The 23,256-nt window shown below is 58.1% G+C and carries 24 protein-coding genes and 1 other annotated feature; of the genes, 1 reads left to right on the forward strand and 23 read right to left on the reverse strand.

From position 1 onward, the window contains the following. Positions 1 to 3: 3 nt before the first annotated feature. From ACRAWE_RS08780 to ACRAWE_RS08850, 15 genes are all read right to left on the reverse strand, one after another. A complete protein-coding gene (locus ACRAWE_RS08780) occupies positions 4 to 1,446 on the reverse strand; it encodes a protein adenylyltransferase SelO (RefSeq protein ID WP_432525248.1) in 1,443 nt (480 codons plus the stop codon). A gap of 248 nt (positions 1,447 to 1,694) precedes the next feature. Further along, the gene (locus tag ACRAWE_RS08785) at positions 1,695 to 2,426 is read right to left on the reverse strand and encodes an EAL domain-containing protein (RefSeq protein WP_063919349.1); all 732 of its coding nucleotides are present in this window, start codon (positions 2,424 to 2,426) and stop codon (positions 1,695 to 1,697) included. Between the two features lie 514 nt (positions 2,427 to 2,940). Beyond that, the gene (locus ACRAWE_RS08790) at positions 2,941 to 3,954 is read right to left on the reverse strand and encodes a lipoate--protein ligase A (protein ID WP_309531170.1); all 1,014 of its coding nucleotides are present in this window, start codon (positions 3,952 to 3,954) and stop codon (positions 2,941 to 2,943) included. Between the two features lie 59 nt (positions 3,955 to 4,013). Next, positions 4,014 to 4,478, reverse strand: coding sequence for an NlpC/P60 family protein (locus ACRAWE_RS08795; RefSeq protein WP_016927954.1), 465 nt, complete (start codon positions 4,476 to 4,478; stop codon positions 4,014 to 4,016). A 173-nt stretch (positions 4,479 to 4,651) separates the two neighbouring features. Then, positions 4,652 to 5,044 (reverse strand): 4-amino-4-deoxy-L-arabinose-phosphoundecaprenol flippase subunit ArnF, encoded by a 393-nt coding sequence (arnF, locus tag ACRAWE_RS08800; protein WP_019456018.1) that lies wholly within the window; start codon positions 5,042 to 5,044, stop codon positions 4,652 to 4,654. Continuing rightward, positions 5,041 to 5,385 (reverse strand): 4-amino-4-deoxy-L-arabinose-phosphoundecaprenol flippase subunit ArnE, encoded by a 345-nt coding sequence (arnE, locus tag ACRAWE_RS08805; RefSeq protein WP_025159699.1) that lies wholly within the window; start codon positions 5,383 to 5,385, stop codon positions 5,041 to 5,043. The genes arnF and arnE overlap by 4 nt, the downstream gene beginning before the upstream one ends. Next, the gene (gene arnT / locus ACRAWE_RS08810) at positions 5,382 to 7,046 is read right to left on the reverse strand and encodes a lipid IV(A) 4-amino-4-deoxy-L-arabinosyltransferase (protein ID WP_432525249.1); all 1,665 of its coding nucleotides are present in this window, start codon (positions 7,044 to 7,046) and stop codon (positions 5,382 to 5,384) included. Before arnT ends, arnE begins: the two co-directional genes overlap by 4 nt. Next, entirely contained in the window at positions 7,043 to 7,948 is a 906-nt protein-coding gene (gene arnD, locus ACRAWE_RS08815; protein ID WP_019456021.1) for a 4-deoxy-4-formamido-L-arabinose-phosphoundecaprenol deformylase, read from the reverse strand. The genes arnT and arnD overlap by 4 nt, the downstream gene beginning before the upstream one ends. Then, positions 7,945 to 9,927: a bifunctional UDP-4-amino-4-deoxy-L-arabinose formyltransferase/UDP-glucuronic acid oxidase ArnA gene (gene arnA / locus ACRAWE_RS08820; RefSeq protein WP_063919614.1), complete on the reverse strand. Its 1,983-nt coding sequence runs from the start codon at positions 9,925 to 9,927 to the stop codon at positions 7,945 to 7,947. The genes arnD and arnA overlap by 4 nt, the downstream gene beginning before the upstream one ends. Then, positions 9,927 to 10,907 carry an undecaprenyl-phosphate 4-deoxy-4-formamido-L-arabinose transferase gene (arnC, locus tag ACRAWE_RS08825; RefSeq protein ID WP_019456023.1) on the reverse strand — a complete coding sequence of 327 codons (981 nt, stop codon included), beginning with the start codon at positions 10,905 to 10,907 and terminating at the stop codon, positions 9,927 to 9,929. The genes arnA and arnC overlap by 1 nt, the downstream gene beginning before the upstream one ends. After that, positions 10,894 to 12,048: a UDP-4-amino-4-deoxy-L-arabinose aminotransferase gene (arnB, locus tag ACRAWE_RS08830; protein WP_063919346.1), complete on the reverse strand. Its 1,155-nt coding sequence runs from the start codon at positions 12,046 to 12,048 to the stop codon at positions 10,894 to 10,896. Before arnB ends, arnC begins: the two co-directional genes overlap by 14 nt. A gap of 401 nt (positions 12,049 to 12,449) precedes the next feature. After that, positions 12,450 to 13,205: a vitamin B12 ABC transporter ATP-binding protein BtuD gene (gene btuD, locus ACRAWE_RS08835; RefSeq protein ID WP_019456025.1), complete on the reverse strand. Its 756-nt coding sequence runs from the start codon at positions 13,203 to 13,205 to the stop codon at positions 12,450 to 12,452. 5 nt (positions 13,206 to 13,210) lie between these two features. Next, a complete protein-coding gene (locus ACRAWE_RS08840) occupies positions 13,211 to 13,762 on the reverse strand; it encodes a glutathione peroxidase (protein WP_063919345.1) in 552 nt (183 codons plus the stop codon). Positions 13,763 to 13,805: 43 nt separating this feature from the next. After that, entirely contained in the window at positions 13,806 to 14,813 is a 1,008-nt protein-coding gene (gene btuC, locus ACRAWE_RS08845) for a vitamin B12 ABC transporter permease BtuC (RefSeq protein ID WP_063919344.1), read from the reverse strand. Between the two features lie 179 nt (positions 14,814 to 14,992). Further along, on the reverse strand, positions 14,993 to 15,409 hold the full coding sequence (locus ACRAWE_RS08850; RefSeq protein ID WP_063919343.1) for a DUF2502 domain-containing protein: 417 nt from the start codon (positions 15,407 to 15,409) through the stop codon (positions 14,993 to 14,995). Between the two features lie 232 nt (positions 15,410 to 15,641). Between ACRAWE_RS08850 and ACRAWE_RS08855 the strand changes: the two genes are divergently transcribed. Further along, positions 15,642 to 15,773, forward strand: coding sequence for a hypothetical protein (locus tag ACRAWE_RS08855; RefSeq protein ID WP_255427997.1), 132 nt, complete (start codon positions 15,642 to 15,644; stop codon positions 15,771 to 15,773). A 189-nt stretch (positions 15,774 to 15,962) separates the two neighbouring features. Here the strand turns inward: ACRAWE_RS08855 and ihfA are convergent, their stop codons facing one another. From ihfA to thrS, 8 genes are all read right to left on the reverse strand, one after another. After that, complete coding sequence (gene ihfA / locus ACRAWE_RS08860) at positions 15,963 to 16,259, reverse strand: integration host factor subunit alpha (RefSeq protein WP_004931414.1); 297 nt, start codon at positions 16,257 to 16,259, stop codon at positions 15,963 to 15,965. Between the two features lie 4 nt (positions 16,260 to 16,263). After that, on the reverse strand, positions 16,264 to 18,651 hold the full coding sequence (gene pheT, locus ACRAWE_RS08865; protein WP_432525250.1) for a phenylalanine--tRNA ligase subunit beta: 2,388 nt from the start codon (positions 18,649 to 18,651) through the stop codon (positions 16,264 to 16,266). A 14-nt stretch (positions 18,652 to 18,665) separates the two neighbouring features. After that, positions 18,666 to 19,649 (reverse strand): phenylalanine--tRNA ligase subunit alpha, encoded by a 984-nt coding sequence (pheS, locus tag ACRAWE_RS08870; protein ID WP_025159697.1) that lies wholly within the window; start codon positions 19,647 to 19,649, stop codon positions 18,666 to 18,668. Positions 19,650 to 19,835: 186 nt separating this feature from the next. Further along, positions 19,836 to 19,958, reverse strand: a sequence feature (Phe leader region). Continuing rightward, the gene (gene pheM, locus ACRAWE_RS08875; protein WP_139074214.1) at positions 19,910 to 19,954 is read right to left on the reverse strand and encodes a pheST operon leader peptide PheM; all 45 of its coding nucleotides are present in this window, start codon (positions 19,952 to 19,954) and stop codon (positions 19,910 to 19,912) included. Its footprint overlaps the feature before it by 45 nt. A 113-nt stretch (positions 19,959 to 20,071) precedes the next feature. Beyond that, a complete protein-coding gene (gene rplT, locus ACRAWE_RS08880) occupies positions 20,072 to 20,428 on the reverse strand; it encodes a 50S ribosomal protein L20 (RefSeq protein ID WP_004931417.1) in 357 nt (118 codons plus the stop codon). Positions 20,429 to 20,472: 44 nt separating this feature from the next. Beyond that, the gene (gene rpmI, locus ACRAWE_RS08885; protein ID WP_004931418.1) at positions 20,473 to 20,670 is read right to left on the reverse strand and encodes a 50S ribosomal protein L35; all 198 of its coding nucleotides are present in this window, start codon (positions 20,668 to 20,670) and stop codon (positions 20,473 to 20,475) included. A gap of 98 nt (positions 20,671 to 20,768) precedes the next feature. After that, positions 20,769 to 21,320: a translation initiation factor IF-3 gene (gene infC / locus ACRAWE_RS08890; protein WP_048233542.1), complete on the reverse strand. Its 552-nt coding sequence runs from the start codon at positions 21,318 to 21,320 to the stop codon at positions 20,769 to 20,771. A 3-nt stretch (positions 21,321 to 21,323) separates the two neighbouring features. After that, the gene (thrS, locus tag ACRAWE_RS08895) at positions 21,324 to 23,252 is read right to left on the reverse strand and encodes a threonine--tRNA ligase (RefSeq protein ID WP_025159696.1); all 1,929 of its coding nucleotides are present in this window, start codon (positions 23,250 to 23,252) and stop codon (positions 21,324 to 21,326) included. Between the last annotated feature and the right edge of the window lie 4 nt (positions 23,253 to 23,256).

Here is a 23,256-nt window from a genome sequence, read left to right on the forward strand (position 1 = left end):
ATCTCAGCTGGAGCAGGAAATCTCCAGATGCTTGCCCCAATCCGGCGGCAGCGCAGCGAGATCGTCATACTCCGGCGCCTCGTCGAACGGCCGCAGCAAGGCCTGATGCAAGCGCTGCAAACGGCCCGCGTCGTCTTTCTCGGCATCCTCAATCGCCTGCTGCGCCAGATAGTTGCGCAGAATCAAACGCGGGTTCACCGCCTTCATCGCCCGTTGCCGCTCCGCATCGCTCACCTGCTCCTGCTGCAGGCGCTGGCGATACTGCTGATACCAGGCGTCGAACGCCGCACGGTCGATAAACTCGTCGCGCAGCGGCGACTGCGCCTGCTGCTGCTCGGTGTCGCTCAACAGGCGGAACGTGCGGGTATAGTCCCGTCCTTCCTGCGCCATCAGGCTCAACAGGCCGGTAAGCACGTCGTTATCCTGCGCCGTCGGCGTGAAGAAGCCGAGTTTGGCGCGCATCTGTTCGCCATAGGCGCGCATCAGCGCCGGTTCATACGCCGCCAGCGCCTGCTGCAGCTGTTCGGTGCTCATCAACCCCGACAGGGTTTGCGCCAGGCGATGCAGGTTCCACAGCGCCACCGCCGGTTGATTGTCGAAAGCGTAGCGCCCCTGATGGTCGGAGTGGTTGCAGATATAGCCGGGCTGGTAGTCATCGAGGAAGCCGTATGGGCCGTAATCGATGGTGATGCCAAGAATCGACATGTTGTCGGTGTTCATCACGCCATGAGCGAAGCCGACGGTTTGCCAATGGGCGATCAGGCGCGCCGTGCGTTCGACCACGTCGGTAAACCACAACAGATAGCGATCGGCCTGCTCCTGCAGCTGCGGCCAGTGACGAGCGATGACGAAATCCGCCAGCTGCCGCACCTGCTCCGGCTGTTTGCGGTAGTAAAAGTGTTCGAAGTGGCCGAAGCGCACATGGCTTTCCGCCACCCGCAGCAGCATCGCGCCGCGTTCCGGCTGCTCTCGGAACACCGGTTGGCCGCTGGTGACGATCGTCAACGCCCGGGTGGTGGGGATCCCCAGATGATGCAGCGCCTCGGAGGCCAGAAACTCGCGGATAACCGAGCGCAGCACCGCGCGCCCATCCCCCATGCGCGAATACGGCGTCAGCCCGGCGCCCTTCAGGTGCCAGTCGCGGTGGCTGCCGTCCGCCAGGCGCTGTTCGCCAAGCAAAATGCCGCGACCATCGCCCAGTTGCCCGGCCCAGACGCCGAACTGGTGGCCGCTGTACACCTGCGCCAGCGGCTGCATGCCCGGCAGCAGCGTTTCCCCCGCCCAAATCGGGGTTTTATCCTGAGTAAACCAGCTTTCATCCAGCCCCAGCTCGCGCGCCAGCGGCTCGCTATGGTACAGCAGGCGCGCATCCTTGAGCGGCGTCGGGTTCAGGGCGGTGTAAAAACCGGGTAACTGTTGGTAATAAGCGTTATCGAACTGCGGCATAGGCCCTCCGTTTCAGCGTAGTGTAGAGCCTGAACGGGCGGATTAACACCGAAGGAATGCAGGGAGAACGCATCCGCCTGTCGCCAGGACGGATGCGGGGGTTGCGCTTCCCCAACGGAGGAAGCGCGGTTTAACGCCGGCTGACAAACGCGGTTATCAGCAAAAAACGATGGTGAATAACGGCGACGGAGTCAGGATAAACATCCCGCCATTATTTACCCATTGTGTGTAGTTTTTTATATCACTTCTTAATTATTGAATTCGCTGGGCATCGCCAGCAAAGATTGCAGATTATCCACACCAACGCTGGGCCATAAAAAACCTTGCAGGCCTAAAACACCGGCGTATCTGAGTTTATTAAAGTACTCTTTTTTCTCTATTCCTCCGACGATCACGCCTTTACACAACAGATTGATATTCTTTAACAACGAGTCGATGACGACGTCATACCCCTGATGGGTAAACAGCTGCCAATAAAAACGCTTATCAATCTTAACGTAGTCAAACAAGCCATCGTACAACGCGGTCAACGTTGCTTTGCCGGAACCAAAATCGTCGAGCCACAGCGTAAACATTTCGCTTAATCGCTGCACGCTCGGGTTGTTCTTCCCGGCTGAAAGATTCGGAAAACTCTCACTCATTTCAAATGCAATAAAAGGGTATTGCCTGATCCATTGGCACAGCGCCGGATCGGAAAGAATAAGCTCGACGATGGTTTCTTCGATATTGATGGTCAATTGCACGCTGTTACCGGTAAACCAGGCAGCATGCCGTTCCGCCAGTTTCAATTGCTCATTAAATAACTCAATCCTTTGTTCAGGGGCCAATAAATTAATCCCAATTTCGGCCGGCATGGCTAAATCACCGTCTAGACTGTTGAAACGGCTCAACATTTCCACCGCCAACAGGCTACCCTCCATTGAGTAAACAGGTTGAAAAACATAGCTACTAATAAAGTCAGCTTCGAGTTGGATGTTCATTTTTATGCCACAGGATGAATGGCTAGCGTATCATCGTATATCAATATATTTTATCGATCAATCCTTCTGGGATTAATCGGAAATATCAATGCAAATGCCCATGAAATATCATTTAATTGATAGATTAAAGCTATACGACAATCGTCAATGGCGCAAAGAAAAGCAGCCTGACTTATGCCTGTTTTCTCGGCCCGCGCGTTGAACGAAAAGATATTTGGCTTAAGTAGAATGGATAACGGCAGGAATTTGACTTATCTCCTTTGTTTTAATTAAGAAAAATCTTAAATAAAGTAAAATAATCTTTCACCCGTAACGTCGATTTTTCCTGCCGTTAACGATGACTGATTAAATTTAATAACACATCAATTCCACCTGTTATTCGCCGCATTGAAAACGTAAAAAAGTGCCCACCTTGATTTTTAGAAAATCTACGCTACGCCCTGGCACATCGCCGGATTCAGGGATAAAAAAAGGGATGAGCACGCTCATCCCTTCATCCTCGCCAGCCTGCCGGTCAGCGGATTGTTTCGCTCAGCCATTGCCGCAGCTCGCTCAATTCGGCCGCCTGTTGCGGATAGTCCGCCATCAGACGATCACAGCACGCGGAAACCGGCTCGCTGCGGTATGCGCAGCCCACCAGCGCCTCCGCCAGCCGCTGCAGCGGAGCAGGATTCAAGCTGTCGGTGAACAGCTGCGCGCGGACAATGCCCCCCTTCTCCACATCGAAGAACAGGTCCACGCCGCCCCAGACGAAGCGTTCGTTCAGCAGGTGACTGAATGCCGGCGCTTTGCCAAAATTCCATTCCCAGCTGCTCTGTTTGGCGAACTGCGCGGCAAAATCGGGCAGATCGGGCAGCGCATCCGGCGAAATGATCTCCGGTTCGGCCGTTTCGCCATAGTGGGCGAAGAAGGCCTGCGCGATCGCCTCGCACACCTGCTCATGGCTGATGCCCGGCAAAAACTCCGCCAGATTGGCGACGCGCGAACGCACCGAGGCGATGCCCTTGGCCTGCAGCTTTTTGGGATCCGGATTCAGATAGTCCGCCAGCCGCTCCAGATCGGCGTTCAGCAGCAGCGTGCCGTGATGGAAACCGCGATCCTGCGTTTCGCGATAGGCCGAACCGGAGATTTTACGCGGCCCGTCGGCGGTTTCCATTACCAGGTCGTTGCGGCCCGAGGCGTCGGCGGTAACCCCCAACTGCCGCAACGCTTGCAGAATGATGTTGGTCGAGACGCTTTTGTCGTAACCCGGCTTGCCGGCCATAAAGGTAAAGCAGGTGTTGCCCAGGTCATGAAATACCGCCCCGCCGCCGCTGCTGCGCCGCGCCAGCCGAATGCCGTCCTGCTCCATGCGTCGGGTGTTGCACTCTTTCCAGGGGTTCTGCGACTGGCCAATCACCACCGTTTCGGCGTTACGCCACAGGAAGAGGATTTTTTGCGTGGTCATTTCGCGGAAGATGCACTCTTCCACCGCCAGGTTGAACCAGGGATCGTAGGAGTCGGAGATCAGTAAACGCAGGCTGTTCATGGCAGGCACCGTTCAAAACACGTGATGCCGCCATGATACACCAAATCAACGGGTTAAGGCTAAATGCGTCGCGCCTGCCAGTACACCCGCTTCCAGTAGACGTTATCGAGCGAGGAACGGATCACCCCGCGGCTGGTCGAAGCGTGGATAAATTGGTCGTTGGTATCGTAGATGCCGACGTGCAGGCCGTTCTCGCCACCGCCGGTCTTGAAAAACACCAGATCGCCCGGCATCAGCTCATCGCGCGAGACTTTGGTGCCCAGCGAGGTTTGCTCTTCGGTCGAACGGGGCAGCTGCATGTCGAAACGATCGCGGAACGTGCGGTAAACGAAGCCGGAACAATCCACGCCGCCGCGATCCAGACCGCCATAGCGGTAAGGTGTGCCGTACCACTGGCGCAGCTGCTCATTGAGCTGGGCCACCACCACGATCGAATCCGCCAGGCGGCCGCTGGGCGGCGGCGCATGGCTGCTGCAACCGGCGAGAATCAAACTGGCTAATAAAAACCACACACGCATCCGCATAATATCCCTTCATTGAACACGCTGCCGCATTATGCCAATCGGCACACCACCACCGCCTGCGAGGCAAAGCCGGCATCACGTAAGGAGAGCGCTATTTGGCGTAATTTATCTCCCGCACGGGGAAAAAGGCAAGCGCCATGAGGGAGATAATAGCAGGATCGCCGGTTTTGACCCTATTCCGGCGATTTCGTCTCGGATTTGCTGTTAATCAGCCAGACGCCGAACAGAATAAACAGCGTGCCCAACGTTTTCAGCAGCGTAGCGGATTCGTTAAACCACGGCAGGATCACCGCCGCCAGATAGACCAGCGCGTAGCTGACGCTCAGCAGAGGATAAGCGCGGTTTAACGGCAGGTGGCGCAGCGCAAAGAACCAACACAGCATCGACAACGCATAACCGAAGATGCCGCCGCCCACTGCCAGCAACGGCAGCCAGTAGTCGCCGATCAACGCCAACGAGACGTCGGCGAACGACATCAGCGGGATTTGCACCATGCCCCACTTCATCAGCAACTGCGCCAGCGTCACCAGCAGCACGCTGGCAGCGCCCCAGGCATAGCCCCTCATGAATGCACGCTCATCAGCAGGATCCCCAACATAATCGACGCCACGCCGCACCAATGGCGCGGGGTCGTTGGCTCATGAAACAGCCAACGCGCCGCCAGTGTCACCATCACGAAATTCAGGCTCAGCATCGGGTAAGCCAGGCTGAGCGGCAGGCGTTGCAGCACATTGAGCCACACCGCCATGCCCAGCCCCAGCAACAACACCGCCAGCGCCAGCCAGCGCAGCGTCTGCTTCAGCCGCGCCTCGCCGGCCTGTTCCCAACAGTGCGCCGCCTGCTTCTGGCACAGCTGCCCACCACAGGTGAGCAGACTGACCACTATCACCAACAGAAAACCCATCATGGTTGCTGTTTATACCACATCAGCACCAGACGATTCATGCGATCCACCTTGTCTGCGGCAGGCAGTTCCTGCGGCAACGCTTCGCCGCGGGACAGCTGCAGCACCAGCGACACGTTCCCCTGCTTGCGCGCCTGCGCCAGCCACTGCGGGAAGTCGGCGTCGCTGATCAGGTGCCCCTTGGCGTCCGGATACTCCAGACCATAGGCCACCTCGCCTTTCTGGCTGAACATCAGCACGTCGCTGCGCTTCAGCTCCCAGGCCAGGCCGGCCGCCACCCCGACGCTGTCGGTCAGCACATAACGGCTGTTGCCCAGCTCGGCCATCGTGGCGCGCGCGAAGTTCTGCGGCAGTTTGGAGTCGGTCACCTGCTGCGGAATCGCGTAACCGATCACCAGACACAACAGCACCGGGCAAGCCGCCGCCCAACGCCATTGACGGCCGTTATCGCGTACGGAGACCAGCGCGAACAGCAGCCAGCCGCCGAAGGCGACCAGGCCGAGAACCACTTTTGGCCACTCCTGCAGGGTAAATAGATGCGCTTTCGGCAGCAAACCGGAGATCAACACCACCAGCGCCACGATGCCGATCAGCCCGAACAGGCCGTTCAGCCAGGCGTTGGCCTTAAACAACTTGGTGCGCAGCGTAGCGGCGTAGTCTTCCGCATAGGCGGTCATCAGCAGCGCCAGCGGCGCCATGCACGGCAGAATGTAGGTCGGCAGCTTGCCTTTGGCGATGCTGAAGAAGATCAACGGCATCATCGCCCAGCTCAGCAGGAAGAACAGCTCCGGGCGCTGCACGCGCTCACGCCAGCCTTTGAGCAGCGCACCGGGCAGCAGCGCCAGCCACGGCAGCACCGCCGCCAGCAGGATCGGCAGGTAATACCAGAACGGCGCCTTGTGCTGAGCGTTATCTTCGGCGAAACGCTGAATGTGCTCGACCCAGAAGAAGTAATTCCAGAAATCGGGTTCACGCTGCGCGATCGCCAGCGCCCACGGCAGGCTGAGCAGCGTGGCGGTTACGATCGCCACCGGGCCGTAGAACAGCAGATCCTTGATGCGTCGTTGCTGAATGACGATCGGGATCACCGCGATCACCGGCACCGCCAGCGCCAGGAAGCCCTTGGTCATAAAGCCCATGCCGCAGGCCAGCCCCAGCAGCGCGTAAGCGCCCAGTTTGCCTTTGACCGAGGTGGCTTTCAGCGTCAGATAGTAGCTGACCATCGCCGCCGCCAACCACAGCGAAATCATCGGATCGAGCACGCTGTAGGTGCCGATGCTGAATACCAGCACCATCGACAGGAACATCAGCGTCGCCAGGCTGGCGCGGCGCGCATTGCGCCACATCAGCATCGCCAGCGCGAACACCAGCAATGCGGTCATGCCGGTGCTGAACACCGAGCCGAAGCGCACCGCAAAGTTGTTTTCGCCGAACAGCCATTGGCTGATGTTATTGAACCAGTAACCCGCTACCGGCTTTTCGAAATAACGCAGCCCCAGCAGATGCGGCACCACCCAATCGCCGCGCTGCAGCATCTCACGGCTGATCTCGGCATAACGCGTCTCGTCCGGCTGCCACAGCAGGCGACCGTTCAGCGGGATCAGGTAAACCAGAGCAAAAAAAACGGCCAGCACAATGGCCCAGGATCCTTTTAGCGCCTTCATGTAACGTCCTTCACATCGGTTTGACAGCCCAGCCAACCTTCGCGGCCGGGGAAAGGAGCGCGCTTGATGCGGCCCAACGGCAGTGACGCCAAATCTTGCGGCAACAGCGCGCTCAGCGGGCAGAATTCGATGCCCTGCTGCCGTGCGCGTTGCAATAACTGTTCGAACATCGCCGCTTGCGACATGCCTTCCACTTCGGTGTGAATGGTGTACACCGGTACGCCGCTATCGTTCTCGATGGCGCGCAGAATGTAGTCGTTGAAGTCGGCCATGCTCACTTCGCTGCCGATCACCTCGTCGAAAGTCGGCAACGTCACCGGGATCTGCACCGTACCGTGACGCCCGTCGCTCAGCACCGGGCGGAACGGATGGGTGCCGCGGCAATCGCTGTTGTAATGGAAGCCGAAGCGCTGCTTGACCTCCAGCACGCGCGTATCGGCACGCCAGCCCGCCACGGCGGAGCATTTCACCGGCCGACCGGTGCAGGCGCTCAGAGCGTCGACGCCCAATTGCACCTGTTCGGTCAACTGCGCCTCGCTCCACTTGCCGACCTTGGCCTGCCAGCCCTGGTGATCCCAGGCGTGCAGCCCGACTTCATGGCCGGCTTCAGCGGTGCGCTTCATCAGCGGCCCCAACGCGCGCGAAATATTGCGCCCCGGCCAGGCGGTGCCGGCCAGCAGAATGTCCAGGCCGTACAGCGAGGCAGCATTCGAACGCAGCATTTTCCATAGAAATTTCGGACGCAAAAGGCGCCAAAGATGGCGCCCCATGTTGTCCGGTCCCACGCTGAAGAAGAAGCTGGCCTGAATGTCGTACTTTTCGAACAGGTCCAGCAACTGCGGCACCCCTTCACGGGTGCCGCTGAAGGTATCTACATCAACCCGCAGACCGACTTTCTTCATGCACCGTTCCCTTCCTGAACGGTAGTGCGCAGGAAGTAGTCCAGCGTATCGGCGACGGTTTGCTTCATCTCGATGGTCGGCTGCCAGTCCAGCAGGCGGCGCGCGTTCTTGATGCTCGGCGTGCGGTGCTCGACGTCCTGGTAACCTTTACCGTAGTAGCTGCTGCTCTCCACGTCCTTGAAGCCGGCAAACGGCGGGAAGCGGTCGCGCAGCGGGTGGTTGTTGAAGCTTTCCAACAGCATTTCCGCCAGCTCGCGAATGCTCGCTTCGTTGGTCGGGTTGCCGATGTTGACGATCTGGCCGTCGCACAGGCCGTCGCGGTTCTCGATGATGCGGAACAGCGCTTCGATGCCGTCGTTGATGTCGGTGAAGCAACGTTTCTGCGCGCCGCCGTCCATCAGTTTGATCGGCGAACCTTCCACCAGGTTGAGGATCAGCTGGGTGATGGCGCGGGAAGAACCGATGCGCGCGGCGTCCAGGTTATCCAGACGCGGCCCCATCCAGTTGAACGGACGGAACAGCGTGAACTTCAGGCCTTCTTTGGCGCCGTAGGCCCAGATCACCCGATCCAGCAGCTGTTTGGAAACCGAGTAGATCCAGCGCTGTTTGTTGATCGGCCCGACGATCAGACGCGAATGATCTTCATCGAACTCTTTGTCGTCGCACATGCCGTACACTTCGGAAGTGGACGGGAAGATGATGCGCTTGTTGTATTTCACACAGTCGCGAACGATCTTCAGGTTCTCTTCGAAGTCCAACTCGAACACGCGCAGCGGGTTGCGGGTGTATTCGATCGGCGTCGCGATCGCCACCAGCGGCAGCACCACGTCGCATTTCTTGATGTGATACTCGATCCACTCGGAATGGATGCTGATGTCGCCTTCCACGAAGTGGAAACGCGGGTTGTCGAGGAAGCGGCTGATGGCATCAGAGCCGATGTCCAGACCGTAGATGTCATAACGATCGTCGCGCAGCAGGCGCTCGGTCAGGTGGTTACCGATGAAACCGTTGACCCCGAGGATCAGCACGCGGGTGCGGCGCTTCATCACTGCATTCGGCTTGGCGGCCAGACGCACGTCGGTGACGATGCCCATTTCCTGCGCCAGGCGGCTGCCCTGTACATACAGGCCGCTTTCGTTCTGACCGGCGACGATCTCCAGCGCGCCTTCGCCACAAGCGATGACCAGCGGCGCAGTGCTCAGCACGGTGCCCGGTTGCTTATCGTGTTGGGTATCCAGCACGCGAGAGCGCCAGACGATCAGCTTGCGCTGGCCGAGGTAGCTGAAGGCACCCGGGTACGGTTCGGTGACGGCGCGCACCAGGTTGTTGATCTCTTTGGCGGATTTGTGCCACAGGATCTCGCCGTCCGCCGCGGTGCGGCGACCGAAGTAGCTGGCCTGAGACTCATCCTGCTTGGTGAAGCTGGCGGTGCCGTTCTTCAGCTTCGGCAACTGCTCTTTCAATACGGCCTGCGCGGCTTCCAGCACTTTTTTGTGCAGCGTCAACGCGGTGTCGTTGTCGGCGATGGTCACTTTCTGCTGACCAACGATGTCGCCGGCATCCGGGCGTTTCACCATCTTGTGCAGCGTGGCGCCGGTTTCGGTTTCGCCATTCACCAACGCCCAGTTCACCGGCGCGCGGCCACGGTAGCGCGGCAGCAGCGAACCGTGCAGGTTGAAACCGCCCAGCGGCGCCAGCGACAGGATCTCGTCGCTCAGCATGTGACGGTAATAGAACGAGAAGATCACGTCCGGCTGCAGTTCGCGAATGCGATCAACCCACAGCGGGTGGTTCACATCTTCCGGCGCGTAGACCGGCAGATCCAATTCGGCGCCCAAACGGGCCACGGAGGAGAAGAAGTTGTTCTCACCAGGGTCATCAGTGTGCGTGAATACGGCCTGCACGTCATAACCCGCCTCAGTCAGCGCTTTCAGACCTGCGCAGCCAATATCATGGTAAGCAAATACAATAGCTTTCATCATTCTTCTTCCTGAGTATTGTGGTCTTGCTGTACGCCGACCACTTTCTGAACAAAATAGCGAGGACGTGCGCGCACGTCGGTATAGATGCGGCCGATGTATTCACCCAGTAGCCCCATGCCAACAAACTGGGCGCCGATAAAGGTGAACAGGACGGCGAAGAGGGTGAACACGCCGCCGGCGGCCCATTCAGGACCCAGCAGCAGACGCAGCGCAATCAGCACCAGCGCCAGCACGAAACCGGACAGCGCCACGATGCTGCCGACCACGCTGAGCAAACGCAGCGGCGTGGTGGTCAGGCAGGTGATCAGGTCGTACATCAGGTTGATCAGCTTCATCAGGCTGTATTTGGAATCGCCAAACTCGCGCTCGGCGTGGCGCACTTCGATTTCGGTGGTGCGACGGGCGAAGGTGTTCGCCAGAATAGGGATAAAGGTGCTGCGCTCATGACAGTGCAGCATCGCCTCCACGATATGACGACGATAGGCGCGCAGCATGCAGCCGTAGTCCCCCATCGACTTGCCGGTGGCGCGTTGAATCATCATGTTGATCACCCGCGAGGCGCTTTTGCGGAACCAGGAGTCCTGACGGTTGGCGCGTACGGTGCCCACCACGTCATAGCCCTCTTCCGCCACGCTGACCAAGCGCGGGATCTCTTCCGGCGGGTTCTGCAGATCGGCGTCCAGCGTAATCACCAGATCGCCGGTCACCTGATTGAAACCGGCCATAATGGCCGAGTGCTGGCCATAGTTGCGGTTCAGCAGGACGGCGATCACGTGGCTGTCCGGCTTTTCTGCCGCCGCGGTCAGCATGTCAGCGGAGTTGTCGCTGCTGCCATCGTCGACGAGGATGATTTCATAAGGCTGAGACAACTGCTTACAGGCGGCGGTAGTACGCTCCAGCAACGCTGGCAGGCTTTCCTGCTCGTTGTATACCGGGATGACTATCGACACTTTTTTAATCGGTTCAACGCGAGACACGTAAAGACTCCACAACAGAAGACAAGGCATTGACCACGCGATCGACATCGGCGTCGGTCATATCAGGGAATAGCGGTAAGGTGCACAGCCGCGCCGAGTTCCATTCGGTATTCGGCAAAGAAAGCTGCGGATAACGCTCACGGTAGAATTTCTGGGTATGGGCGGCGCGGAAATGCAGCCCGGTGCCGACACCAACCTCCTTCAGGCGCTCCATCAGCTGGTCGCGATCGATGCCGCAGCGTTCTGGATCGACGCGGACCATAAACAGGTGCCAGGCGTGTTCATGCGGGTAATCCGGCACGCCCAACGGTTGGAACGGCGAACCTTCCAGCGCCTTCAGGTAGCGCTGCGCCAGCGCTTTACGGCGCGCGTTCAGCTCAGCGAAGCGCGACAGTTGCACCACGGCGATCGCCGCGTGAATGTCGGACAGGTTGTATTTGTAACCCGGCTCCACCACTTCGGCCTGCGGTTTGCGGCCGAGCTGTTGGCGGTCGAAGGCATCGACGGCCAGACCGTGGAATTTCAGGCAACGCAGGCGATCCGCCAGCGCATCGTCGTCGGTGGCGATCAGGCCGCCTTCGGCGCAGGTCACGTTTTTAATCGCGTGGAACGAGAAAATCGCCGTGCCGCGTGCGCCGACCCATTCGCCGTTGTAACGCGTACCGACCGCGTGAGCGGCGTCTTCGATCAACGGCAGACGGTGGCGTTCGGCCACGGCGCGCAGCGCGTCCATCTGCAGGGGAGCCCCAGCGTAATGCACCGGAACGATCGCTTTGGTTTTCGGGGTGATGGCGGCCTCGACATCGGCGGCGCTGACCATCAGCGTATCACGGTCAACGTCGATCATCACCGGCGTGGCGCCCAGCAGCTCGATCATGTTGAGGGTGGAAACCCAGGTTTGCGAGGGGGTGATGACTTCGTCGCCGGGACCGATGCCGAGCGCCATCAGCGTGATGTGCATGCCCGCGGTGGCGGAACTGACGGCGATGGCGTGCTTACAACCGAAGGTGGAACAGAAGTCGCTTTCCAATTGCTGGTTTTGCGGCCCGGTGGTGATCCAACCTGAACGCAACACTTTCTCTACCGCGGCGATTTCTTCATCGCCAATGGCCGGGCGAGAGAAAGGCAAAAATTGATCCATAGTTAACCCCAAACGTATCGAACTGCTTTTGATGACACTGTAAATCCCTTTCGTTTAACGAATATTAAACGCCAGAGAAGAATCGTTTCCGTGGATTAACTGCCAATGTAAGGCCGCAAGCTTAACTAAACCTTAAGACGAGACTTGTCATCAGTGGGTTAACTGATTGGTGGGTGTCGCCATCATCAATTTAAAATCATTATTAAAATCAATTTATTATGTTTTTAAATAATTATTTACTTATTTTATTTTTGCCGAATCAAGCGTAGCACGTCATCGACGTTTTTCAAGAAAATCGACGAGAAAATGAGAGGCAGCACAATATTGGTCAATGCTTACCCCGCTATTTATATTCACTATGTTTAGTTTTCGTTTATGTTGTGGAACGCTGGCGGAGAAATCTAAGCCGTTTTGGTCATGATCCAACGCTGTTCTCCCACCCATTGCAGGTGGAAATCCACTTCGTAGATCTGCGACAGCAGTGCGGGCGCCATCACCTCACGCGTCACGCCCTGCGCCACCAGCCGCCCGGCGTGCAGCAACCAAACCCGATCGGCTTGCTGCAAGGTATGATTCAGATCGTGCGCGCACACCAGAGCGCTGCGCCCGCTCTGGCAAAACTCCCGCAGCAGGCGATCCAGCGCAACTTTCTGTGCCACGTCCAGGCTGTTGGTCGGTTCATCCAACAGCAACAGCCGACTGTGCGGATTGACGCTGGGCCACACCTGCAACAGCACCGCCGCCAGCCGCACCCGCTGCCATTCGCCGCCAGAAAGCTGCGTCAGCATGCGCGACAGCTTATCCGCCAGCTTCAGGCGCTGGCACAGATAGAGGATGGCGTGCTCCACATCAGTTTGCGGCGCTGCCGCGGGCCGATGCAACGCCAAATACTGAAATACCGGCATCAGCGACACCGGCGGCTGTTGCTGGCTGAGGTAACCGCGCCGGCATGCCAGTTCGCTCCCCGAATAATCGGACAGCGCGCGTTCGTTCAGGCGGACCTCGCCCAGCCCCGGCAACATGCCCGCCACCCGCGCCAACAGGGTGCTCTTCCCCGCGCCGTTCGGGCCGATCAGATGGACCTGCAACCCGCCGTCAATCTGTGCCGAAAAAGGCGCCAGGCGCCCCGCCACGCCAACCTCAACGAGCTGCAGCATCCGTCTTATCCCGCCAGCGCTTGTTTCACCGCCGCCACCAGCGCCGGATCTTCCGGCGTAGTGTCAGGCGAGAAGCGCTGGATCACCGTACCGTCGCGCGCGACGAGGAATTTCTCGAAGTTCCACAGAATATCGCCGGCTTGCTTCGGCGCGCGGCCTTTGCTGGTCATCCGCGCCAGGAATTCGCTGCCCTCTGGGGCGGTGGCCTCCGGCTGCGCGGCAATCAGCGCCTGATACAGCGGATGGCGCTGGTCGCCGTTCACCTCAATTTTGGCAAACATCGGGAATTGCACGCCGAAGGTGCCACGGCAAAACGCCAGGATCTCTTCGTTGCTGCCCGGCTCCTGGCCCAGGAATTCATTGGACGGGAACCCCAGCACTTCCAGGCCCCGATCGCGATAGGTTTCGTACAGCGCTTCCAGCCCTTCGTACTGCTTGGTCAGGCCGCACTCCGAGGCCACATTGACCACCAGCAGCACCTTGCCCTGATAGGCGCCCAACGTGGTGGCCTGATTTTCGATGGTTTGTAACGGCAGGTTGTAGATTGGCTTGCTCATCGGTTGTCATCCTTTAGTTTTAATCGCAGGTGAATGAAGAAAACTACCTTACGCCTTTTGCCCGGGTCAGTAACCAGATAAATAGCGGCGCCCCCAGCGTGGCGGTCACCACGCCGATCGGCAATTCGGCCGCCAGTAGCGCAACGCGGGCGATCACATCGGCCACCAGCAATACGCCGGCTCCCGCCAGCGCACAGGCCGGCAGCAGATAGCGTTGGTCGGTCAGGCCGGTGAGCCGCAGAATATGCGGGATCACCAGCCCGACGAAGCCGATCACGCCGGCAAGCGCCACGCTGACACCGACCAGCCAGCCGATCGCCAGCACCAGCAGATTGCGCCACACATGCAGCGACAGCCCGAGCTGCCGCGCCTGCACTTCGCCCAGCGCCATCAGATTGAGCGCTCGGCCCTGGCCGCACAGCCACAGCAGCACCGGCAACAACGCCAGCACCAGCCACTTTTGACGCCAGTCGACACCGCCGAAACCGCCCATCATCCAGTACATCAGCTGCCGCAGATCGAGGCTGGTGCTGAAATAGACCGCCCAGGTCATCAGCGCGCTGCACACGATGCCCAGCGCTACGCCAACCAGCAACAGCCGCGCATTGGTCAGGCGCCGCCGGCGAGCAAACCACAGCAGCAAGAAAGTCATCACCAGCGCGCCGGCTATCGCGGCGGCGCTCATCAGCGCCACCGGCAGCAGACCGTGGCCCAACAATACCGTCAGCACCAGCGCTACGCCGGCGCCGTTCGCCACGCCCAGCAGGCCTGGTTCCGCCAGTGGGTTTTCAAACAGCGCCTGCATCACCGCACCCGCTACCGCCAGGGCGGCGCCAACCAGCATCACCGCCAGCGCGCGCGGCAAACGCAGTTGCCAGACAAACAGCTGCGCCCGATCGCTGAACCACGCCGACGGCCATATCCATTGATCCCCGGCGCACAGGCTGAACAACAACGCCACCGCCACGCCCAACGCCAACAGCATGACCTGGCGTTTGTCGCGGTAACGTTGGTGTTGCAACAGTAAGGTGAAGGTACGGCTGGTTGGCATGGCGCGGCGGTTCCCTGCCGGCCGCTATGGTGGCCGGATAATTGACGTCTGAGTCGAATATTAGGGGGTTAACGCCGCAAGGGGAAGCCTTGCGTTGGCGATGGCGCAGGAAAGCAGCGGCTGGCCCTGCCCGTCATCGCAACGATGATGGCAAAACCAGCCGCCGATAAACTCAGGGGTTAACGATGCGGGCCAGGGTTGCCTTGCGGATAAGGCTGGCCGCGGCCGTCATCGCCACGACTATGATCGCCGCGATCGTCATGACGCCGGTCATGGTCGCGATTATCGCGATCGCCGTGGAACGGATTGCCGCTGCGCGCCGGCTCGCGATGCTCATACCCGCGCGGTGGCGAAGGTTGCCAACGCCCGCCGTCCCAGTACAAGCCACGCGCATTGCGCTCGCCGAGGCCACGCCCCTGATGCGCATGCCACCATTGCGGTGGACGCCAGTCGTAGCCATCCCAGTAGTAACCGCGGCGGTCCTGATCCCCCAGATGCAGGGAAACGCCCGGTACGTTGATATCGACGGACACATCGGCCTGCGCCGCCAAAGGCAGCAACAGAGGGAAACACACCAGCAACAGGATCTTTTTCATTTTGCCTTCTCACTCTATTTTTCTTGCTGCAGTGGTTATATCAGTGCGTTTATTTAGCGACTATCTCACCGATGCCTATTTTCAGATCGTTTTCGACGGCCTTACACAATCCCTACACTGTTTGCCACCGCCTTTAATTATCATAGTCGCTGACAAGGCTTAACAAATAACTGACGCCGCTTAAGCCGCGCGACAATTATAATTAAGTGGATTCCCACCGGAGGATAATAGGATGATTAAACGTATAGGTATGCTGCTGGCCGTGGTGGCCCTGGCCTCAACCCTCAGTGCCTGCTGCTGGGGCCCACACTGGGGCGGTGGTCACCGCGGCGATGGCCCTGGCCATTATTATGGTCGTTATTGAAGAGAGAAATAAAATTACCACCCAAGAAAAATAAGATATAAGAATATTCCGCAATTAAGATTAAATAAATTCTCGCCGTAGTGATTTAATAAATATATTTAATCTCTACCTGCTCGATTAGGAATAAACTGAATTTTGCCCCAAAAAAGAAAAAGGCCGCGCAAGCGGCCTTTTTTGATGTCACGTCACTCACCCTTTCGGGCTGGCGTTTTCTACCCGGCTTTTCAGCTTCTGACCCGGACGGAAAGTCACCACGCGGCGCGCCGTAATCGGAATGTCTTCGCCGGTCTTCGGGTTGCGCCCCGGACGTTGGTTCTTGTCACGCAGATCAAAGTTGCCAAAACCCGACAGTTTTACCTGTTCACCGTTCTCAAGGGCCCGACGGACCTCTTCGAAGAACAGTTCCACCAGGTCTTTGGCGTCCCGTTTGCTAAGCCCAAGCTTCTCAAACAGGTGTTCTGACATTTCAGCTTTAGTAAGCGCCATAGGTTCAATCCCTCAAGGATGCTTGGAATCGCTGTTTTAGAGCCTCTACGCATTTTGCAACGGTAGCGGCTATCTCCTCTTCTTCCAGTGTACGAGCGGTATCCTGCAATACCAGACTGATAGCCAGGCTCTTGTCACCTTCTGCCACGCCCTTGCCACGGTACACGTCAAACAAGTTTACGCCAACTACCTGATTTGCGCCAACTTTCTTACACTCGGCCAAAATATCTTCTGCGGGGACGTTTTCAGCCACCACAATGGCGATATCACGGCGGTTTGCCGGGAAGCGCGAAATCTCCCGCGCCTGAGGCACAGCGCGGCTCGCAAGCTTGTTCCACTCCAGTTCAAACACCACGGTGCGGCCGTTAAGATCCAGTTTACGTTCAAGTTCCGGGTGAACCACACCGATGAAACCTACGCGTTCGCCGTGCAAATAAATCGCCGCACTTTGCCCTGGATGCAGGGCCGGATTGGCTTCCGCCCGGAACTGAATTTCGGATAATTTACCGGTCAGTTCGAGGACAGACTCCAGATCCCCTTTTAAATCATAGAAGTCGACGGGCTTGCGCGCCAGATCCCAATGTTCATCGTGCGTATGGCCGGCGATCACCCCCGCCAGCATGACGTCCTGGCGGATACCCAGATCTGCCGCACTATCAGGCACAAAGCGCAGGCCGCTTTCGAACAGACGCAGACGCGTCTGCTGGCGGTTCTGGTTATACACCACCGCAGACAGCAGGCCGGTCCACAGCGACAGACGCATCGCCGACATTTCTACCGAAATCGGGCTTGGCAGGATCAGCGCTTCTTCATTCGGGTGCAACAGCGCCTGCACCTTCGGATCGACGAAGCTGTAGGTGATCGCTTCCTGATAACCGTGATCGACCAGCATGGTCTTCACGCGCTTCAGCGTCAGATCGGCTTCGCGATGCTGGGTCATCACCAGATCGGCGCGGACCGGCACATCCGGGATGTTGTCGTAACCGTAAACGCGCGCCACTTCTTCCACCAGATCTTCTTCGATCTCCATATCGAAACGCCAGCTCGGCGCGACCGCTTGCCAGCTGTCGCCCTGCTCAGTCACCTGGCAACCCAGGCGGCGCAGAATGTCGCTGACCTGCTCGCTCGGCACCACGTGGCCGATCAGGCGATCCAGTTTCTCGCGGCGCAGCGTGATGGTGGCGCGCTTCGGCAGTGCGTTCTCGTGGGTCACGTCGATAATCGGGCCGGCCTGGCCGCCGCAAATATCGAGCAGCAGGCGCGTGGCACGCTCCATCGCTTTGTACTGCAGCGCCGGATCGACACCGCGCTCATAGCGGTGAGAAGCGTCGGTGTGCAGGCCGTGACGGCGCGCGCGGCCGGTGATCGACAGCGGGCTGAAGAAGGCGCATTCCAGCAGCACGTCCTGAGTTTCCCCGTTAACGCCGGAATGCTCGCCGCCGAAGATACCACCCATCGCCAACGCTTTTTGATGATCGGCGATCACTAAGGTGTCGGCGTTCAGTTTGGCTTCACTGCCGTCCAGTAGCGTCAGCGTTTCCCCTTCTTCCGCCATGCGCACCACGATGCCGCCGTCGATGCGGCTCAGATCGAAAGCGTGCATCGGCTGGCCAAGCTCCAGCAGCACATAGTTGGTGACGTCAACCACCGCATCGATAGAGCGGATGCCGCAGCGACGCAGTTTTTCACGCATCCACAGCGGGGTTGGCGCGGTGACGTCGATGCCTTTCACCACGCGGCCCAGATAGCGCGGGCACGCCTGCGGCGCGTCAACGCGGATCGGCAGCGTGGCGTCGATGGTGGCAGCCACCGGGCTCATATCCGGCTCGGTCAGCGCAACCTGGTTCAGTACGCCCACATCGCGCGCGACGCCGATGATGCCCAGACAGTCGGCGCGGTTCGGCGTGACGCTGATTTCGATGGTGTTGTCGTTCAGCTGCAGATAGTCACGGATGTCGGTGCCGATTGGCGCATCCAGCGGCAGCTCGATAATGCCGTCATGATCGTCGGAAATGCCCAGCTCGGAGAACGAGCACAGCATGCCTTCCGAAGGTTCGCCGCGCAGCTTGGCGGCCTTGATTTTGAAGTCGCCCGGCAGCACCGCGCCCACGGTGGCGACCGCCACTTTCAGGCCGGTACGGCAGTTCGGCGCGCCGCAGACGATGTCCAACAGGCGATCGCCGCCGACGTTGACCTTAGTGACGCGCAGTTTGTCGGCGTTCGGGTGCTGGCCGCACTCGACCACTTCACCCACCACAACGCCGTTAAACGTGCCGGCGACCGGATCCACACCGTCCACTTCCAGGCCGGCCATGGTGATTTGATCGGATAATGCTTCGCTGCTGATGGCCGGGTTTACCCACTCGCGCAACCAGAGTTCACTGAATTTCATGTGATATTCCCGCCTTACTTAAACTGTTTGAGGAAACGCAGATCGTTTTCGAAGAATGCGCGCAGATCGGTGACGCCGTAACGCAGCATCGTCAGGCGCTCCATGCCCATGCCGAAGGCGAAGCCGGAGTAGACTTCCGGATCGATGCCGACGTTGCGCAGCACGTTCGGATGCACCATGCCGCAGCCCAGCACTTCCAGCCACTTGCCATTCTTGCCCATCACGTCCACTTCAGCGGACGGCTCGGTGAACGGGAAATAGGACGGACGGAAACGAACCTGCAGGTCTTCTTCAAAGAAGTTGTTCAGGAAGTCGTGCAGCGTACCCTTCAGGTTGGTGAAGCTGATGTCTTTATCGACGATCAGTCCTTCCATCTGGTGGAACATCGGGGTGTGAGTCTGATCGTAGTCGTTACGATAAACGCGGCCCGGCGCAATGATGCGGATCGGCGGCTGTTGGTTCTTCATGGTGCGGATCTGCACGCCGGAGGTCTGGGTGCGCAGCAGGCGCGTGGCGTCGAACCAGAAGGTATCGTGATCGGCGCGCGCCGGGTGGTGCCCCGGGATGTTCAGCGCGTCGAAGTTATGATAATCGTCTTCAATCTCCGGGCCGGTGGCCACGGAGAAGCCAAGCTCGCCGAAGAAGGTTTCGATACGGTCGATGGTGCGGGTCACCGGATGCAGACCGCCGTTTTCCATACGGCGGCCCGGCAGGGAAACGTCGATGGTTTCAGCCGCCAGGCGCGCGTTCAGCGCGGCGCTTTCCAGCGTGTTCTTACGTGCGTTCAGCGCGTCCTGCACCTCTTGCTTGGCCTGGTTGATCACCGCGCCGGCCGCCGGACGGTCTTCCGCCGGTACGTCGCGCAGAGACTGCATCTGCAAGGTGAAATGACCTTTCTTGCCAAAATATTCGACGCGCACCAAATCTAACGCGGCAACATCCTGGGCATCTTCTACGGCTGCCTTGGCATTGGCAACTAGCTCTGCGAGATGTGGCATTGCTTTCCTCTTCCTCTGGCCGGGATGGCCCTAAGTAATTGTTATCTATATTCGAACACGCCTTTGACCATTATTCAAAGACTTTTCAATACGTTGCCGACCGGTCGGCTCGCCTGCGCGCCGCATGGCCCGCGTTGCGTCTGCCGCCCTCACCGCAACGCCTGGCAAGGCGGGACGATGGCCAAAAACAAAAAAGCCTCCACGAGGGAGGCTTAGGCGCTACTTTTCGTTTCTTTTCTTACGCGCAAAGCCTCCTGAAATCAGGCGCTAAAGTAAAAAAAGAAACGAAAAAGAGCTGCGTGCATGATTGCGGTACCTTGTCGATGATTGTCCACCAGTGATATAGCGGCGGCCAATGAAAGTCAATATTTGTCGCTGAAAACAAAGATTAAAAGAGGGAGCAAGCTCCCTCTTCTACTGACTTACGCCAGAGCTGCTTTCGCTTTCTCAACCAGTGCGCCGAAGGCCACTTTGTCGAAGACTGCGATGTCAGCCAGGATCTTACGGTCAATTTCGATCGAGGCTTTTTTCAAGCCGTTGATGAACTTGCTGTAAGACAGACCGTTCTGACGAGCAGCTGCGTTGATACGTGCAATCCACAGCTGACGGAACTGACGCTTACGTTGACGACGGTCACGGTAAGCATACTGACCTGCTTTGATTACTGCCTGGAAGGCAACACGATATACGCGCGAACGGGCACCGTAGTAGCCTTTCGCCTGCTTCATGATTTTCTTGTGACGTGCGCGTGCAATTACACCACGTTTTACGCGAGCCATATGCTCTCTCCTAAAGTCTTATTCTAAATTCAAAAAAAAATGGCTTATGCGTACGGCAGGCACGCGGTAACCAGGACCAGATCGTTTTTAGACACCATGCCTTTCGGACGCAGGTGACGTTTACGCTTGGTTGCTTTTTTGGTCAGAATATGACGCAGGTTGGCATGTTTACGCTTAAAACCACCGCTGCCGGTCTTTTTGAAGCGCTTGGCTGCACCACGTACAGTTTTAATCTTTGGCATTTTAATTAAATCCACTTCGCATTGTTAAACAACGAATCAGTTGGGCGAATAAAACCCACACAGCGCAAGCGCCGCGCGGGTTCCATTACTTGTAAGCCTTACTGTTTCTTCTTAGGAGCGAGCACCATAATCATCTGGCGGCCTTCGATCTTCGTAGGGAAGGATTCGACCACTGCCAGATCCATATCTTCACACAGGTCTTTACGGACGCGGTTAAGCACTTCCATACCGATCTGCTGGTGCGCCATCTCACGCCCACGGAAACGCAGGGTGATTTTGGCTTTATCGCCATCTTCCAGAAAGCGAATCAGGTTGCGTAGTTTGACCTGATAGTCGCCATCATCGGTGCCAGGACGGAATTTGATTTCCTTGACCTGAATAACTTTTTGCTTCTTCTTCTGTTCTTTCGTCGACTTGCTCTTCTCGTAGAGGAATTTGCCGTAATCCATGATTCGGCAAACTGGCGGTTCGGCATTTGGGCTGATTTCTACTAAATCAACGCCCGCTTCCTCAGCTTTTTCAAGAGCTTCATTCAGACTGACGATACCAATCTGCTCGCCATCGACGCCGGTTAGGCGAACTTCTTGCGCGCGAATTTCTCTGTTAATGCGATTAGGACGCGCCGGTTGAACTCGTTTTCCGCCTTTAATACTTTATTCCTCCAGTTGATGAAGACTACGGCTGCGAATCTCTTTCAGCAGCTTGTCTACGACTTCGTTTACGTCCAGGCTTCCCAGGTCTTTGCCACGGCGGGTACGAACGGCAACTTTGCCTGCTTCGACCTCTTTGTCGCCGCACACCAACATGTAAGGGACCCGACGTAAAGTATGTTCGCGAATTTTAAAGCCAATCTTCTCATTTCTCAAGTCCGCTTTCACGCGAATACCTGCATCCTGCAGTTTTTTGGTCAATTGCTGGACGTAATCAGACTGGCTGTCGGTGATATTCATCACCACCACCTGCACCGGAGCGATCCAGGTCGGGTAGAACCCGGCGTATTCTTCGGTAAGGATACCGATGAAGCGTTCCATGGAGCCCAAAATGGCGCGGTGAATCATTACCGGCACGACGCGATCGTTGTTTTCGCCAACGTACGAGGCGCCCAAACGGCCCGGCAAGAAGAAATCGAGCTGCACGGTACCACATTGCCATGCGCGATCCAAACAATCATGCAGGGTAAATTCAATTTTCGGTCCGTAGAAGGCGCCCTCGCCCGGCTGGTACTCGAACGGAATGCCGTTCTCGGTCAGCGCGGCGGCCAGGTCTTCTTCCGCACGGGTCCACATGTCGTCGGTACCGATGCGTTTTTCCGGACGCGTGGACAGCTTGACGGCGATCTTGTCGAAGCCGAAGGTGCCGTACACATCATAAACCATGCGAATGCATTCGTTCACTTCGGCGCGCACCTGCTCTTCGGTACAGAAGATGTGGGCGTCATCCTGCGTGAAGCCGCGCACGCGCATCAGACCGTGCAGGGAACCCGAAGGCTCGTTGCGGTGGCAGCTGCCGAATTCGCCCATGCGCAGCGGCAGATCGCGGTACGACTTCAGGCCCTGGTTGAAGATCTGCACGTGACCCGGGCAGTTCATCGGCTTGATGCAGTATTCGCGGTTCTCCGACGCGGTGGTGAACATGGCGTCTTTGTAGTTTTCCCAGTGGCCGGTTTTTTCCCACAGCACGCGGTCCATCATGAACGGACCTTTCACTTCCTGGTACTGGTACTCTTTGAGCTTCATGCGCACGAAGGCTTCCAGCTCGCGGAAAATCGTCCAACCGTCGTTGTGCCAGAACACCATGCCCGGCGCTTCTTCCTGCATGTGATACAGGTCGAGCTGTTTGCCGATCTTGCGGTGATCGCGCTTGGCCGCTTCTTCCAGGCGCTGCAGGTAGGCGTTCAGCTGCTTCTTGTCTGCCCAGGCGGTACCGTAGATACGCTGCAGCATTTTGTTTTTGCTGTCGCCGCGCCAGTAAGCGCCGGAGGTTTTCTGCAGTTTGAAGTGGTGGCAGAAACGCATGTTCGGCACGTGCGGACCACGGCACATGTCGACGTATTCTTCGTGGTGATACAGGCCCGGACGATCGTCATGGCTGATGTTCTCATCCAGGATCGCCACTTTGTAGATTTCGCCGCGCTCAGCGAAGGTGTCGCGGGCTTCTTGCCAGCTGACCTTCTTCTTGATGACGTCGTAATCCTTATCGGCCAACTCGTGCATCCGCTTTTCCAGCAGATCCAGGTCTTCCTGCGTCAGGGTGCGGTCGATATCCACGTCATAATAGAAACCGTTGTCGATCACCGGACCGATCGCCATTTTGGTATCCGGCCACAGCTGCTTGATCGCATGACCCAACAGGTGCGCGCAGGAGTGGCGCATGATTTCCAGACCGTCTTCATCTTTGATGGTGATGATGGCCAGCTGCGCATCCGATTCGATCAGATCGCCGGCGTCAACCAGCTCGCCGTTGACGCGGCCGGCGATACAGGCTTTCGCCAGGCCAGGGCCGATATCGCGCGCGACATCCATCGGGGAAACGGGGTGGTCGAAATGACGCTGACTACCGTCAGGAAGAGTAATAACAGGCATTAAT

The sequence above is a fragment of the Serratia sp. BFP-2025 genome, from assembly GCF_050880365.1.
GTDB classification, from domain to species: Bacteria; Pseudomonadota; Gammaproteobacteria; order Enterobacterales; family Enterobacteriaceae; genus Serratia; species Serratia surfactantfaciens.